This window comes from Bacillus sp. FSL M7-1020, from assembly GCF_038050415.1.
Taxonomy (GTDB): Bacteria; Bacillota; Bacilli; order Bacillales; family Bacillaceae_G; genus Bacillus_A; species Bacillus_A toyonensis.
On record NZ_JBBOTW010000001.1, the window covers coordinates 5078466 to 5095000 of the forward strand.

The 16535-nt window shown below is 37.3% G+C and carries 16 protein-coding genes (1 of these 16 only partly in view); all 16 read left to right on the forward strand.

Translation table 11 applies throughout. The features are described 5' to 3' along the window. Positions 1-218 precede the first annotated feature (218 nt). Positions 219-2690, forward strand: coding sequence for a stage II sporulation protein E (gene spoIIE, locus MHB70_RS26155; RefSeq protein ID WP_001123526.1), 2472 nt, complete (start codon positions 219-221; stop codon positions 2688-2690). A 294-nt stretch (positions 2691-2984) separates the two neighbouring features. Beyond that, complete coding sequence (gene tilS / locus MHB70_RS26160) at positions 2985-4415, forward strand: tRNA lysidine(34) synthetase TilS (protein ID WP_000655437.1); 1431 nt, start codon at positions 2985-2987, stop codon at positions 4413-4415. Beyond that, the gene (gene hpt, locus MHB70_RS26165) at positions 4412-4954 is read left to right on the forward strand and encodes a hypoxanthine phosphoribosyltransferase (RefSeq protein ID WP_016106834.1); all 543 of its coding nucleotides are present in this window, start codon (positions 4412-4414) and stop codon (positions 4952-4954) included. Before tilS ends, hpt begins: the two co-directional genes overlap by 4 nt. 85 nt (positions 4955-5039) lie before the next feature. Beyond that, a complete protein-coding gene (ftsH, locus tag MHB70_RS26170) occupies positions 5040-6941 on the forward strand; it encodes an ATP-dependent zinc metalloprotease FtsH (RefSeq protein WP_001079666.1) in 1902 nt (633 codons plus the stop codon). Positions 6942-7164: 223 nt separating this feature from the next. Next, a complete protein-coding gene (locus MHB70_RS26175; RefSeq protein WP_000578374.1) occupies positions 7165-7953 on the forward strand; it encodes a type III pantothenate kinase in 789 nt (262 codons plus the stop codon). Between the two features lie 6 nt (positions 7954-7959). Continuing rightward, complete coding sequence (hslO, locus tag MHB70_RS26180; protein ID WP_000656374.1) at positions 7960-8835, forward strand: redox-regulated molecular chaperone HslO; 876 nt, start codon at positions 7960-7962, stop codon at positions 8833-8835. 117 nt (positions 8836-8952) lie between these two features. Continuing rightward, entirely contained in the window at positions 8953-9876 is a 924-nt protein-coding gene (gene cysK / locus MHB70_RS26185) for a cysteine synthase A (RefSeq protein WP_001261721.1), read from the forward strand. A 222-nt stretch (positions 9877-10098) separates the two neighbouring features. After that, positions 10099-11496 (forward strand): aminodeoxychorismate synthase component I, encoded by a 1398-nt coding sequence (pabB, locus tag MHB70_RS26190; RefSeq protein ID WP_001189712.1) that lies wholly within the window; start codon positions 10099-10101, stop codon positions 11494-11496. Positions 11497-11501: 5 nt separating this feature from the next. Continuing rightward, positions 11502-12089: an aminodeoxychorismate/anthranilate synthase component II gene (gene pabA, locus MHB70_RS26195; RefSeq protein ID WP_000602280.1), complete on the forward strand. Its 588-nt coding sequence runs from the start codon at positions 11502-11504 to the stop codon at positions 12087-12089. Continuing rightward, positions 12083-12955, forward strand: a complete 873-nt coding sequence (gene pabC, locus MHB70_RS26200) for an aminodeoxychorismate lyase (RefSeq protein ID WP_000909853.1) — start codon at positions 12083-12085, stop codon at positions 12953-12955. Before pabA ends, pabC begins: the two co-directional genes overlap by 7 nt. Continuing rightward, complete coding sequence (gene folP, locus MHB70_RS26205) at positions 12930-13790, forward strand: dihydropteroate synthase (RefSeq protein ID WP_002104269.1); 861 nt, start codon at positions 12930-12932, stop codon at positions 13788-13790. The genes pabC and folP overlap by 26 nt, the downstream gene beginning before the upstream one ends. After that, positions 13791-14153 (forward strand): dihydroneopterin aldolase, encoded by a 363-nt coding sequence (gene folB / locus MHB70_RS26210; protein ID WP_000358065.1) that lies wholly within the window; start codon positions 13791-13793, stop codon positions 14151-14153. Continuing rightward, complete coding sequence (folK, locus tag MHB70_RS26215) at positions 14150-14665, forward strand: 2-amino-4-hydroxy-6-hydroxymethyldihydropteridine diphosphokinase (RefSeq protein ID WP_001059455.1); 516 nt, start codon at positions 14150-14152, stop codon at positions 14663-14665. Before folB ends, folK begins: the two co-directional genes overlap by 4 nt. Further along, the gene (locus MHB70_RS26220; protein WP_000387027.1) at positions 14617-14820 is read left to right on the forward strand and encodes a helix-turn-helix domain-containing protein; all 204 of its coding nucleotides are present in this window, start codon (positions 14617-14619) and stop codon (positions 14818-14820) included. The genes folK and MHB70_RS26220 overlap by 49 nt, the downstream gene beginning before the upstream one ends. A gap of 23 nt (positions 14821-14843) precedes the next feature. Next, on the forward strand, positions 14844-15842 hold the full coding sequence (gene dusB, locus MHB70_RS26225) for a tRNA dihydrouridine synthase DusB (protein ID WP_000912271.1): 999 nt from the start codon (positions 14844-14846) through the stop codon (positions 15840-15842). Between the two features lie 160 nt (positions 15843-16002). Continuing rightward, a protein-coding gene (gene lysS, locus MHB70_RS26230) for a lysine--tRNA ligase (protein WP_000369685.1) crosses the window boundary here: on the forward strand, positions 16003-16535 show its beginning. It continues 967 nt past the right edge of the window; only the first 533 of its 1500 coding nucleotides appear in the window; it begins with the start codon at positions 16003-16005; its stop codon lies beyond the right edge, outside the window.

The window sequence follows — 16535 nt, forward strand, 5'->3', positions numbered from 1 at the left end:
AAAAAAGTAAGACATACAATACTTCTACAAAATCACCTTAAATTTTCTGAATCTTCAATATAATAAAGGGAGATAAATTACATACTATGTATATATGTAGAGTTATTTCGAATAAAAAGTCGAACGATTATAAAAGTGAAAACTGTTGTTTTGACAAAAATCCCAATAAGCATCTTTTATAATGACAGTAATTAAACTATGCAGGTGGTGTTAAAAATATGCCTAAAGCAGGAAGGAATACTATGAATACAAGTGCATTGGCAATAAATGAAAGTCAGCTTGGAGGAATAAAGTGGACGAGTAAGTTGCGAATGAAGTTTGAACAAGTTTTCTTTAGATGGGGATTTATTATTGTTGTTATTGGTTTTCTTTTGGGAAGAGCGTATATATTAACAAACATTTTACCGTTTGCATTACCGTTTTTCGCTGCCGTTTATGTTATGAAGCGAGATAAAATGCCGCTCGCATTCCTAGCTTTAATGGGAGGAGCACTTTCAGTTTCGATAGATAATTTATTTTTTACTTTCGCGTCTATCTTTACTTTCTTCATTTATAATATCTTCTTTAGTCGGTTTACACGTAAAACTGTTGGACTTGTACCATTCCAAGTATTTATCTCCGCATTAACCGCACATTTAGTTGTTGTATATTTTGCACAGCAAACTATCACCATGTACGATTTGCTCGTTAGCACGATTGAAGCGGGGCTTAGTTTCGTATTAACGATGATATTTTTACAAAGTGTTCCGCTCTTAGTAGAAAGGAAAGGGAAACAACAAGCATTAGAGACAGAAGAAATTGTTTGTTTAATTATATTACTAGCATCTGTTTTAACAGGTACGACGGATTGGTTTGTATATGACGCTTCTATTCAACATATTTTCACTAGATATTTAGTGTTAGTATTTGCCTTCATCGCCGGCGCTGCTACAGGATCCACAGTTGGGGTTGTCACCGGCTTAATATTAAGTTTAGCGAATGTGTCCAGTTTGTCTCAGCTTAGCCTTCTTGCTTTTTCTGGATTGCTTGGAGGGTTATTGAAAGAAGGGAAGCGTCTAGGCGTTAGTTTAGGTTTGTTAATTGGGACAAGCTTAATTACATTATATGTAGATAAGCAAACGAACATTGTAACAACTTTAATTGAATCAGGTGTGGCAATTGTTTTCTTTTTATTAACACCGAAACTTGTTCTGGATCGCATTGCTAAATTTATGCCGGGAACACAAGAGCATTCACAAGATCAACAACAATATTTAAGAAGAATGCGCGATGTTACAGCGAACAAAATTAATCAATTTGCAAATGTGTTTGCGGCTTTATCTAATAGCTTTTCTGTATATGGTTATGTGGAGGAGGAAGATAAAGAAACAGAGGCAGATTTATTTTTAAGTACAATTACTGCGAAAACATGTCAAACGTGCTTTAAAAAGGATCAATGCTGGGTGGTTAATTTTGACAAAACGTATGATTATATGAAACAAATAATGAGTGAAACGGAAGAAGGAACACTGCAGCATAATCGGAAGTTAGTTCGTGAATGGGACAAGCATTGTGTGAGAGGTAAGAAAGTAACAGATTTAGTAGCCGGTGAATTAGATCACTTTTATGAGGGACAAAAATTACGAAAACAAATGAAAGAAAATCGCAGAATAGTAGCGGAGCAATTATTAGGCGTATCAAAAGTTATGGAGGATTTCGCACAGGAAATACAAAGAGAGCGAGAAAATCATCAAGTACAGGAAGAACAAATTTTGCAAGCGTTTCGTGATTTTGGCGTCGAAGTGGAGCATGTTGATATTTATTGTTTAGATAGAGGGAGCATTGATATTGAGATGTTAATTCCGGCTGCATCTAATGAGCATGGTGAGTGCGAAAAATTAGTTGCGCCGATGCTTTCGGATATTCTAAAAGAAAATATTGTCGTTAAACATGAAGAAAAGTCTTCTTATCCAAATGGTCACAGTTTAATATCATTTGGTTCAGCAAAGACGTATTCTCTTGATACGGGATTGGCTACAGCTGCAAAAGGCGGTGGGTTTGTTTCGGGGGATTCTTATGCGATGATGGATTTGAGTGTGGGTAAATATGCACTTGCGATTAGTGACGGTATGGGAAATGGGCAACGAGCTCATATGGAGAGTAAGGAAACGGTAAAATTATTACAAAAGATACTTCAATCAGGTATTGATGAGGAAATAGCAATTAAATCGATCAATTCAATTCTTTCTTTAAGAACGACAGAAGAGATGTTTACAACACTGGATTTGGCGATGGTAGATTTACGGGATGCGAATGCGAAATTTTTAAAGATCGGATCGACGCCGAGTTTTGTTAAACGCGCAAATAATATTTTGAAAATTGAAGCAAGTAATTTACCAATGGGGATCATTGAAGATGTTGAGGTTGATGTAGTGGGTGAGCAATTAAAAACGGGCGATATTCTTATTATGATGAGCGATGGTATTTTTGAAGGAGCGCAGCATGTGGAGAACCATGAATTATGGATGAAACGAAAAATTAAGGAACTGCAAACCGAGGACCCGCAAGAAATTGCTGATATCATTATGGAAGAAGTGATTCGTTCTTGTGATGGTTATATAAATGACGATATGACAATTGTTGTGGCGAAAGTAAAGAAGAATATGCCGAAGTGGGCTACGATTCCAATTGTAGGAATGCAGGCGCAATAAAGTAAAACTTTAATCAGTGGGGGGTTCTCCATCCCCGCAGATAAAAAGCCCGTACCAATCGGGCTTTTTATCTGCTATTGATTCATATAGTCTATTCTGAAAAACCTAGGCGAATTCCTAGGTTTTTTTGCTTTAAAAGGTAATGTTATTATTTTTTTGAATATGTGCGGAGGATGTAAGATAAAAATGTAATTTTTGTATATCTTTTTTTTGCACAATGTTTGTAAAAGTTGTACCATTATAGACAAGGTAACTAACGTTGCTGTTCTTGTTTAATGAAAGGTGATTACGAAGTTGAAAGATACATTTGTTGAAAAGGTAGATGACTTTGTAAAGCAGCATGATGTATTAAAGGAATGTTCAACAATTGTTGTAGGAGTTTCGGGTGGCCCTGACTCTTTAGCTCTTCTATATTATTTGTTAGAAAAAAGGGCAGAAAAACAGTTGGAAATTGTAGTAGCGCATGTGGATCATATGTTTAGAGGCGATGAATCTCATGAGGATCTACAGTTTGTGCAGGATCTTTGCAAAGGACTGGGAGTTACTTGCGAAACGATAAGGGTTAACGTGTCGCAATATCAACAGCAATACGGAATGAATGCGCAGGTTGCTGCTAGAGAATGCAGATATGCATTTTTGGAAAGAATAATGAAGAAATATGATGCGAGATATGTAGCTCTTGGGCATCATGGAGATGATCAAGTAGAAACGATTTTAATGCGCCTTGTACGAGGGAGTACTCCGAAAGGGTATGCAGGAATTGCAGTGAAGCGTCCTTTTCATAATGGATATTTAATTAGGCCTTTACTTGGAGTAACTAAGGAAGAAATTGTTAATTACTGTAATGAGCTAAATTTAATTCCCCGTATAGATCCGAGTAATAAAAAGGAAGTATATACAAGGAATCGATTACGTAAATATGTCCTTCCTCATTTGAAAGAAGAAAATCCACAAGTGCATGAGAAATTTCAAAAATTTAGCGTGCAGATGCAAGAGGATGAGGCTTATTTGCAGGAATTAGCTTTTGAGAAAATGAATAAAGTAATTACAAAAAAAAGTGATAAACAAATTAGCTTATCAATTCCTGCCTTTGAATCCATGTCTATGCCTTTACAAAGAAGAGGGATTCAACTAATATTAAACTATCTTTATGAATATAAGATTCCATCTTCTCTTTCCTCTATACATATTGACAAAGTGATTGAGTTTTTTAAGCGGACACAACCTTCGGGTTCACTTGATTTCCCAGGTGATTTAAAAATTGTTCGCACATACGAGGAGTGTAGCTTTGGATTTAAACAAGAAATTGTTTCTCCTTTTTCGCAAGATTTATCAGTACCCGGGACAATTACGCTATCGAACGGGGATGAACTTGTAATAGAGGTGAGCGAAGATATACCAAGTAACATGAATGAAACAGTATTTGTTGCTAAGTATAATGATATATCATATCCACTTCGTATTCGTTCTAGGGAAAATGGAGATCGCATGTCAATACAAGGTATGAATGGCACAAAAAAGATAAAAACTATTTTTATCGAAGCAAAAGTACCAAGAGAAAAAAGAGAAGCATGGCCGGTCGTTTGTGATGCAAGTGGGAATATTATTTGGATACCCTTGTTGAAGCGATCTGCATTTGCTGTTTCGAAAGAGATGGCAAAGAAGGATAAATATATGATTATTCACTACAAAAGCAAGGAGTCTTCCGGGAGGATAATGAAATGATGAATCAAGATATCGAAAAAGTATTAATTTCTGAAGAACAAATACAAGAAAAGGTGCGCGAATTAGGTGCAATTATTGCAGAGGATTATAAAAACACAGTACCTCTTGCAATTGGTGTATTAAAAGGTGCAATGCCATTCATGGCAGATTTATTAAAGAGAACAGATACATATCTTGAAATGGATTTTATGGCTGTATCTAGTTACGGTCACTCTACTGTTTCAACAGGCGAAGTGAAAATTTTAAAAGATCTTGATACTTCTGTAGAAGGTCGCGATATTTTAATCGTTGAGGATATTATTGATAGCGGTCTTACGCTAAGTTACTTAGTGGACCTATTTAAATATCGTAAAGCGAAGTCTGTAAAAATTGTTACGTTATTAGACAAACCAACAGGCCGCAAGGTAGCTTTGAAAGCGGATTATGTTGGATTTACTGTCCCACATGAGTTTGTTGTAGGATATGGATTAGATTATAAAGAGCAGTACCGTAATCTTCCTTATGTAGGAGTATTAAAACCAAGCGTTTACTCAAATTAATTAAATACAGGCGTTACAATTGTATAGGAAAGTTTTTCTATGTTACGATTTACAATAGTGTTTATGCCGTGAGAGGAGGTTAGGAATGAATCGTATCTTCCGTAATACCATCTTTTATTTACTGATATTCCTAGTAGTAATTGGAATCGTGAGCTATTTTAATGGTTCAACGCAAAAAACGACATCAGTTAGCTACGATAAATTCATTACTAAACTAGAAAAAGGTGAAGTGCGCAATGTGCAACTTCAACCGAAAAATGGTGTGTTTGAGGTAAAAGGACAATTTAATACTTCTAGCCAAGGAGAACAATTTGTTACTTATGCACCAAATACTGAGGAATTACAAAAGAAAATTAATGATAAAGCGCAAGGTGCTGAAGTTAAGTATCAACCAGCAGAAGAAACAAGTGCTTGGGTAACCTTCTTTACTTCTATCATTCCGTTTGTCATTATCTTCATTTTATTCTTCTTCTTATTAAACCAAGCTCAAGGCGGCGGTAGCCGTGTTATGAACTTCGGGAAAAGTAAGGCGAAGTTATATAATGACGAAAAGAAAAAAGTTCGTTTCAGAGATGTTGCTGGAGCGGATGAAGAGAAACAAGAGCTTGTTGAGGTAGTTGAATTCTTGAAAGATCCTCGTAAGTTTGCTGAAGTTGGTGCCCGTATTCCTAAGGGTGTTCTGTTAGTGGGACCTCCAGGTACAGGTAAAACTTTATTAGCACGTGCTGTTGCAGGTGAAGCTGGCGTTCCGTTCTTCTCTATCAGTGGTTCTGACTTCGTAGAGATGTTTGTCGGTGTCGGTGCATCCCGTGTACGTGATTTATTCGAAAATGCAAAGAAAAATGCTCCTTGTATCATTTTCATTGATGAAATTGATGCAGTAGGACGTCAACGTGGCGCAGGTCTTGGTGGTGGCCATGATGAGCGTGAGCAAACGCTGAACCAATTACTTGTTGAAATGGATGGATTCGGTGCAAACGAAGGTATTATTATCATCGCTGCAACAAACCGTCCCGATATTCTTGATCCAGCATTATTACGTCCAGGTCGTTTTGACCGTCAAATTACAGTAGATCGTCCAGATGTAAATGGTCGTGAAGCTGTACTTAAAGTACATGCTCGTAATAAACCGCTTGATGATCATATTAACTTAAGAGCAATTGCAACTCGTACACCAGGGTTCTCTGGTGCCGATCTTGAAAACTTATTAAACGAAGCTGCTTTAGTAGCTGCGCGTCAAGATAAGAAGAAAATTGATATGAGTGACATTGATGAAGCGACGGATCGTGTTATTGCAGGTCCAGCTAAGAAAAGTCGTGTTATCTCTGAAAAAGAACGTAATATCGTTGCATTCCATGAAGCTGGCCATACTGTAATTGGTGTTGTCCTTGATGAAGCAGATATCGTTCATAAAGTAACAATTGTCCCTCGTGGTCAAGCTGGTGGATATGCAGTAATGCTTCCGAAAGAAGATCGTTACTTCATGACAAAACCAGAGTTACTTGATAAAATCACTGGTTTACTTGGTGGTCGAGTAGCTGAAGAGATTGTGTTTGGTGAAGCAAGCACAGGTGCTCACAACGACTTCCAACGTGCGACTGGTATTGCAAGACGTATGGTTACGGAGTTCGGTATGAGTGATAAGCTTGGACCGATGCAATTCGGTAGCTCGCAAGGTGGTCAAGTGTTCTTAGGAAGAGACTTCCATTCAGAACAAAACTACAGTGATGCAATTGCACATGAAATCGATGTGGAAATGCAAACGATTATAAAAGAATGTTATGCCCGCGCGAAACAAATTCTTACTGAAAAACGTGATAAGCTAGATATTATTGCGAAAACGTTACTTGAAGTAGAAACGTTAGATGCAGAGCAAATCAATCATTTATATGATTACGGCAGATTGCCAGAGCGTCCAACATCTTCAGATGATGTAAAAGTAAACATCAATATGAAGAAGGACGATGAAGACGTAGAAGATAAGTAAGAGATAAAGGAGTGACAATTGTCACTCCTTTTTTATTTGTAGAAAAATACTAAGTCGGAAAATTTTTTAATAAAATTAGTATTAAAAATTGAAATAGAGAGTAATCTTTTTGTAAAATGATGAGGATAGAAAAGCTGATTATATAAGTATGTGTGATATGATGTTTTTATAAGTTTTATACATACTACATAAATATAGATTAAATAAGATAAGTGGTGAGAATATGATTTTTGTATTGGATGTAGGGAACACAAATGCTGTACTAGGCGTATTTCAAGATGGGGAACTTCGTCAGCATTGGCGTATGGAAACAGATCGTCACAAGACGGAAGATGAATATGGAATGCTTGTAAAGCAGTTACTTGAGCATGAGGGTCTTTCATTTGAAGATGTGAAAGGTATTATTGTGTCTTCAGTTGTACCACCAATTATGTTTGCCTTAGAGCGCATGTGTGAAAAGTATTTTAAAATTAAACCGCTTGTAGTAGGGCCCGGGATAAAAACAGGGCTAAATATTAAATATGAAAATCCGCGTGAAGTAGGCGCAGACCGAATTGTAAATGCAGTAGCGGGAATCCATTTATATGGAAGTCCGCTTATTATTGTCGATTTCGGTACGGCTACCACATATTGTTATATTAACGAAGAGAAGCATTACATGGGTGGAGTTATTACACCGGGAATTATGATTTCAGCGGAAGCCTTATATAGTAGAGCGGCAAAACTTCCTCGTATTGAAATTACAAAACCAAGTAGTGTTATTGGGAAGAATACAGTAAGTGCGATGCAATCTGGTATTCTTTACGGATATGTTGGACAAGTGGAAGGTATTGTTAAGCGTATGAAAGAGGAAGCTAAACAGGAACCAAAAGTTATTGCAACAGGTGGATTAGCGAAATTAATTTCAGAAGAATCAAATGTAATTGATATCGTAGATCCGTTTTTAACGTTAAAAGGTTTGTATATGTTATATGAACGTAATGCAAATTTACAGTATGAGAAAGGTGAATAAATAAGTATGAAAGATTATTTAGTAAAAGCTTTAGCATTTGATGGAGAAGTACGTGCGTATAGTGTGCGTACAACAAATACAGTAAGTGAAGCGCAAAGACGTCACGACACGTGGAGAACTGCTTCAGCAGCGCTTGGCCGTTCTTTAACTGCGGGTACAATGATGGGTGCGATGTTAAAAGGTAATCAAAAGTTAACAATTAAGGTAGAGGGTAACGGTCCGATTGGTCCAATCTTAGTGGATGCTCATGCAAATGGGGATGTACGTGGTTATGTAACGAATCCGCATGTTGATTTTGAAGGAACAGAACAAGGAAAACTACGTGTATATCAAGCGGTGGGAACAGAAGGATTTGTAACTGTAATTAAAGATATTGGTATGCGCGAGCCGTTTATTGGTCAATCTCCAATTGTTTCAGGTGAATTAGGAGAAGACTTCACGTACTATTTTGCAGTTTCTGAACAGACGCCTTCTTCTGTTGGTGTTGGTGTTCTTGTAAATGGAGATGACAGCGTATTAGCGGCGGGTGGATTTATCCTTCAAATTATGCCGGGCGCACAGGAAGAAACAATTGCATTCATTGAAGATCGTTTGCAAAAAATCCCTCCTGTATCAACATTGATCGAACAAGGTCTTTCTCCAGAAGAGCTACTATATGCAGTTCTTGGGGAAGATAAAGTAAAAGTATTAGAAACTATGGATGTTCAATTTAATTGCACTTGCTCACGTGAACGTATTGAGAGTGTGTTAATTAGTTTAGGTAAAACAGAATTAGAGCAAATTCGTGAAGAAGAAGAAGAGACGGAAGTGCACTGTCATTTCTGTAATGAACGATATAAATTCTCTAAAGAAGATATTACAAGCATAATTGTGAACTTGTAATAAGGAAGTTTGGGTGGAGAATTGTTCGCTCGGATAGATTGACAAACAGGGAATTTTCTGACAAAATCTAAATATAGATAAAACCAATAAAAATACTCGGTGTTAGGAGTGACAGGAATGCGAGTGGCACAATCAGTTTCAGAATTAATCGGGAAAACGCCGATCGTTAAGTTGAACCGCATCGTAGAATCAGACAGCGCAGATGTATACTTAAAATTAGAATTTATGAATCCTGGGAGCAGTGTTAAAGATCGTATTGCATTAGCTATGATTGAAGATGCTGAAAAGAAAGGATTATTAAAAGAAGGCGATACAATCATTGAGCCAACAAGTGGTAACACAGGAATTGGTTTAGCGATGGTAGCGGCCGCTAAAGGATATAAGGCGATTTTAGTAATGCCAGAAACAATGAGTATTGAGCGTCGTAATTTATTACGTGCTTACGGTGCTGAATTAGTATTGACTCCAGGTCCTGAAGGAATGGGTGGGGCAATTCGTAAAGCGACTGAATTAGCGAAAGAGCATGGCTACTTTATACCGCAACAGTTCCAAAATCAATCAAATCCAGAAATTCATCGTTTAACAACAGGTCCAGAAATTGTTGAACAAATGGGTGATCAATTAGATGCGTTTATTGCAGGTATTGGTACAGGTGGAACAATTACTGGTGCTGGTGAAGTGCTGAAGGAAGCGTATAAAGATATTAAAATTTATGCAGTAGAACCTGCGGACTCACCAGTATTATCTGGTGGGAAGCCGGGTCCACATAAAATCCAAGGAATTGGGGCGGGATTCATCCCAGAGACATTGGATGTAAAGGTATATGATGAAATTATTCAAGTGAAAACAGAGCAAGCGTTTGAATATGCGAGAAGAGTGGCTAAAGAGGAAGGTATTTTAGTTGGTATCTCTTCAGGAGCAGTTATTTATGCAGCGACAGAAGTTGCGAAAAAATTAGGTAAAGGGAAAAAAGTGCTTGTTATTATTCCAAGTAACGGTGAACGTTATTTAAGTACACCACTTTATCAATTTGAATCATAATTGAATGTGATTGAAAAGCATCCTTGAAAAAGGATGCTTTTTTCTTTTTGGATTGGAAATAGGAAAAGAGTGATTGACTAGAAAACTTCATGTAAAATAAGAGGTAGTATAATTAATTTATTTTCACTAACCTTCGAGTATAATCATTTTCTATATAAAGAGCTTATGTAGTTTGAGGTGGTTAATCTAAGAGGGTGGGATAAAAGAAGACGGGGTGTTGATATGCAACGAAGAAAATCTTTAGCGCTTTCTATTCCATATCAGTTAGATTTCTTTAAGCAATATAAATTTCTTTCTCAGGATAAGCCGCAACATATTTTGCTAGAAAGCGGACGTGGCGGTCGTTATAACATAGTGGGGTTAAACCCAGTAGCGGTAATCCGAGGGAAGGGTGAAACGTTACATATTAGCGAAAGTGGTAAGGAAACAATAAAGCGAGGGAATCCATTAGATTTAATGCAAGAATATATGGAAAAATGGAAAACAGACTACAATCCAGAGTACCCGCCGTTTCAAGGTGGTGCGATTGGCTACTTTAGTTATGATTGTATCCGTTATATCGAAAAACTCCCTTCTCTTGCAGAGGATGATCTGAATATACCCGATATATTCTTTTTATTATTTGACGATGTGTTTGTCTATGATCAAGAAGAAAAAGTATTGTGGATTATTACACATTATGTAGATAAGCATGCAGAGGCGGAAGAACGATTACATGAATGGAAGAATCTTTGGGCGGCAGAAGTGCCTGAAGTGACTATGCCGTTTGAACGTCCTGAAAAGAAAAATGAAGCGGTTGCTTTTACAGAAGAAGGCTTTATGAAGGCTGTTGAACGTATTCAAGAATATATTGGAAATGGTGATGTGTTTCAAGTAAACTTGTCGACAAGGCAAGAAAGAACTTTACAAACGCATCCGCTAGAAATTTATACAAGTCTTCGTAAAATTAATCCATCTCCATATATGGGATACTTGGAGCTTGGGGATTTTCAAATTGTTAGTGCTTCGCCTGAATTGCTAATTAAAAAACAAGGGCAAGAAGTAAGTACAAGACCAATTGCTGGTACAAGATCCCGCGGTGCGAATGAACAAGAGGATGAAGAATTAGCGAGGGAATTAATTGAGAACGAAAAGGAACGAGCGGAGCATGTAATGCTTGTAGATTTAGAACGAAATGATTTAGGGCGCGTTTGTAAATATGGCACTGTAGAAGTAGATGAATTTATGGTAATTGAAAAGTACTCACATGTTATGCATATCGTTTCTAATGTGCGTGGTGAGGTGGAAGAAGATAAGGATGCTTTCGATTTAGTGAAAGCTGTATTCCCTGGTGGAACAATTACCGGTGCCCCGAAAATACGTACGATGGAAATTATTGAAGAATTAGAACCTGTTCGACGAGGGATTTATACAGGTTCAATTGGTTGGATTGGTTATTCTGGAGATACGGAATTGAATATTGTAATTAGAACGCTTCTTGCTAAAGATGGGCAAGCGCATGTGCAAGCAGGAGCGGGAATTGTAATTGATTCAAATCCGAAAAATGAATATAAAGAGTCGTTAAAAAAGGCAATTGCTTTATGGCGTGCAAAAGAAAGTAGCGAAGAAACGGTTAGGTGAGAGAAATGATATTAATGATTGATAATTATGATTCTTTTACATTTAATTTAGTGCAATTTCTTGGAGAACTTGGACAAGAGCTTGTTATTAAGCGTAATGATGAAGTGACTATTGCAGATATTGAGAATATGAAACCAGATTTCTTAATGATTTCACCAGGTCCATGTAGTCCGAATGAAGCGGGAATTAGTATGGAAGCTATTAAATACTTTGCAGGAAAGCTTCCGATTTTTGGAGTTTGTCTTGGGCATCAATCTATTGCGCAAGTCTTTGGTGGAGAAGTTGTTCGAGCAGAGCGATTAATGCATGGGAAAACGTCGCCTATGCATCATGATGGAAAGACGATTTTCTCGGACATTCCTAATCCATTTACTGCAACGCGTTATCATTCCCTTATTGTTAAGAAAGAGACGTTACCTGATTGCTTAGAGGTAACATCTTGGACAGAGGAAGGGGAAATTATGGCGCTTCGTCATACAACATTACCGATTGAAGGTGTGCAGTTCCATCCGGAATCTATTATGACTTCTCATGGGAAAGAATTATTACAGAATTTCATTCGCAAATATAGTCCAAGCGTGGCATCGTGTTAATTTACGTAAATGGTGAATATGTAGAAGCGAATGAAGCGAAAATTTCTCCTTATGACCATGGTTATTTATACGGACTTGGAGTTTTTGAGACGTTTCGTATTTATAATGGTCATCCTTTCTTGTTGGATGATCATTATAAACGTTTAATAGATGCGCTAGATACATTGCAAATCAAATGGACAATGACAAAAGATGATGTAATGCTTATTTTGAAAAATCTCCTCGTTAAGAATGAATTGGAGCATGCATATGTTCGTTTCAATGTATCGGCGGGTGTAGATGAAATAGGATTGCAAACCGAAATGTATGAAGAGCCGTCGGTTATTGTTTTTATAAAACCTTTACCAGCCCCAGGGGATATAGTGGAAAAAGAAGGGGTTGTTTTAAAACAAGTGCGAAATACACCAGAGGGTGCGTTTCGCTTGAAGTCCCATCATTATTTAAATAACATTTTAGGGAAACGCGAAATTGGAAATGTTGTGGATAAGGAAGGTATTTTTCTTACTGAAGCAGGTTATGTTGCAGAGGGTATTGTTTCGAATCTCTTTTTTGTGAAAGACAATGTTTTGTATACGCCTTCGCTAAAAACAGGGATTTTAAATGGTATCACTCGTGCATTTATTATAAAGGTTGCAGAGGAGCTTCGTATAGAAATAAAGGAAGGTTTCTTTACGAAAGATGAATTGCTTTCAGCAGATGAAGCTTTTGTAACGAATTCCATTCAAGAAATTGTTCCGCTTTATCATATAGAGGGACGAGATTTCCCGGGTAAAGTCGGAATGATTACAAAAAGGTTTATGCATCTTTATGAAATGCAGAGAGAGAAATTGTGGAGTAGAAATGAATTGCGAAGAGGAGATGTGTAATTTGAAGTGGGATTATGATTTGCGCTGCGGCGAATATACATTGAATTTAAATGAAAAGACATTAATTATGGGGATTTTAAATGTAACGCCAGATTCATTTTCTGATGGTGGGAGTTACAACGAAGTGGATGCTGCGGTGCGCCATGCGAAAGAAATGAAAGATGAAGGTGCTCATATTATTGATATTGGTGGTGAATCTACTCGCCCGGGTTTCGCTAAAGTTTCGGTGGAAGAAGAAATTAAACGAGTTGTTCCGATGATCCAAACGGTTTCGAAGGAAGTGGAATTGCCTATTTCTATCGATACGTATAAAGCAGAAGTTGCGAAACAAGCAATTGAAGCTGGTGCTCACATTATTAATGATATTTGGGGGGCGAAGGCGGAACCGAAAATTGCTGAAGTTGCAGCTCATTATGATGTACCTATCATCTTAATGCATAACCGTGACAATATGAGTTATCGTAATTTAATGGCGGATATGATTGCTGATTTGTATGACAGTATTAAAATTGCTAAAGCTGCTGGTGTACGAGATGAGAATATTATTTTAGACCCAGGTATTGGTTTTGCTAAGACGCCTGAACAAAATTTGGAAGCGATGCGTAATTTAGAACAGTTAAATGTACTAGGTTATCCAGTTCTTTTAGGCACTTCAAGAAAGTCCTTTATTGGACATGTACTAGATTTACCGGTAGAGGAACGTCTTGAGGGAACTGGAGCTACCGTTTGTCTCGGTATTGAAAAGGGCTGTGAATTTGTTCGTGTTCATGATGTGAAAGAAATGGCGCGTATGGCTAAAATGATGGATGCGATGATTGGTAAGGGGGTAAAGTAATTGGATAAAATTTATATCCATGATATGGAGTTTTACGGTTATCATGGTGTATTCCCAGAGGAAAATAAATTAGGTCAGAGGTTTAAAGTTGATTTAACGGTAGAATTGGATTTGAAACGTGCAGGAGAAAGTGATGACTTAGAGCATTCTGTCAATTATGGAGAGCTTTTTGAATTGTGTAGGAAAGTTGTCGAAGATAGAACGTATAAGCTTGTAGAGAGCATCGCTGAAAATATCGCTACAAATATATTGAAACAATATGAGAGTATTTCACGATGTACAATTAAGGTAATTAAACCAGATCCGCCGATACCGGGGCATTATCGCGCTGTAGCGGTAGAAATTACGAGAGAACGTTCATGAATAATATAGCGTACATTGCATTAGGTTCGAATATTGGAGAGCGTTATACGTATTTAACTGAAGCGATTCAGTTTTTAAATAAAAGTCCGTATATCCAAGTTGATGATGTTTCATCAGTGTATGAAACTGATCCAGTTGGCTATACTGACCAAAGTTGCTTTTTAAATTTAGTTATAAAAATTTCTACCAATTTATCACCACAAGAATTATTGAAAGTAACGCAAAAAGTAGAGAATGACCTAGGAAGAAAAAGGGAAATTAGATGGGGTCCGAGAACCATCGACCTTGACATCTTACTCTATAATCAAGAAAATATTGAAGCAGAGAATCTTATTGTTCCGCATCCGCGGATGTTCGAAAGAGCTTTTGTTATCGTTCCGTTGTTAGAAATTAATCAAGATATAAAACAAGACATTTCACGTTCACAAGTAGAAGAAATGAAAAGGCGAGAGGGAGTAACGGTATGGAAGCAGAAAAATGGGGAAGACGCATTCGTGCTTTTCGAAAGCTGAAAGGCTATACACAAGAAGGTTTTGCTAAAGAATTAGGGGTATCTGTATCTGTTTTAGGTGAAGTTGAGAGAGGGAATCGATCGCCTTCCCAAGATTTTGTAGTAGAAGTTGCTAAAGCATTAAAGGTCTCGATAGATGAACTAATGCCAAAGTAATTATGAAGGAAGGAGTAAATCCAGTGTTAAAGATTGCAAATATTGAGATGAAAAATCCGGTTGTACTAGCACCGATGGCGGGAGTGTGTAACTCTGCATTCCGTTTAACAGTAAAAGAATTTGGTGCAGGCTTAGTTTGTGCTGAAATGGTAAGTGATAAGGCGATATTACTTAATAATAAGAGAACGTTAGATATGTTATATATCGACGAGAGAGAAAAGCCATTAAGTTTACAAATTTTTGGTGGAGAGAGAGAAACGCTTGTAGATGCTGCGAAATATGTAGATAAATATACGACAGCAGACATTATTGATATTAATATGGGTTGTCCAGTACCAAAAATCACTAAGTGTGATGCAGGAGCAAAATGGCTTTTAGATCCAAATAAAATATATGAAATGGTAGCGGCAGTTGTAGATGCTGTTGAAAAGCCAGTTACAGTTAAAATGCGTATAGGTTGGGATGAAGAACATATTTTCGCAATAGAAAATGCTAGAGCTGTTGAGCGTGCTGGTGGACAGGCAGTGGCAGTTCATGGACGTACACGAGTGCAAATGTATGAAGGAAAAGCAGATTGGGATATTATTAAACAAGTAAAGCAAGCTGTGAATATCCCGGTTATTGGAAATGGTGATGTTGAAACACCGCAAGATGCGAAGCGTATGCTTGATGAAATTGGTGTAGATGGTGTTATGATTGGCCGTGCTGCTCTTGGGGATCCGTGGATGATTTATCGTACGGTAAAGTATTTAGAGACGGGTGAATTAATGCCGGAACCAACAGTGCGCGAGAAAATTGATGTATGTATGTTGCATCTAGATCGTCTTATCGATTTAAAGAATGAAAATGTTGCTGTAAGAGAGATGAGAAAGCATGCGGCTTGGTATTTAAAAGGTGTTCGTGGTAATGCGAGTGTGCGTAATGGCATCAATACTTGCAACACACGTCAAGACCTTGCGAATGTATTAGGTGCATTTGTAGAAGAAGTAGAAGCGAAACAACAAACAATTTATGTTGGTTAATAAGGGAATGTAGAAGATTGACATTCTTCTACACACTTCCTATAATTACGTGAAAGAAAGAAGAACTGCCAGTTAGTTGCTGGCAGTTTTTCTAGTTGAGTAGAAAATGCTATACTGTATATATTGTAAAAATTAATAGAGCTGGAGTGATATCAATATCATGGATAACATGAACCACGAAGAATTAAACGACCAATTGCTTGTTCGTCGTGAAAAGCTACATAATTTACGTGAGCAAGGAATCGATCCGTTTGGTAAACGATTTGAACGCACAAATTCAACAACGGACTTAGTAAGTCTATATGGAGAATTCTCTAAAGAAGAATTAGAAGAGAAAGAAATCACTGTTTCTATCGCTGGTCGTATTATGACAAAACGCGGTAAAGGAAAAGCTGGATTCGCGCACATTCAAGATTTACACGGACAAGTTCAAATTTACGTTCGTAAAGATACTGTTGGAGATGAAGAGTACGAATTATTTACGACAGCAGATTTAGGTGACTTAGTAGGTATTGAAGGTAAAGTGTTCAAAACGAACGTTGGAGAACTTTCAGTAAAAGCAACAGGATTTACACTTTTAACGAAATCCCTTCGTCCATTACCGGATAAATACCATGGATTAAAAGATGTTGAACAACGTTACCGTCAACGTTACTTAGACTTAATTACAAGTATGGAAAGTCGTGAAACATT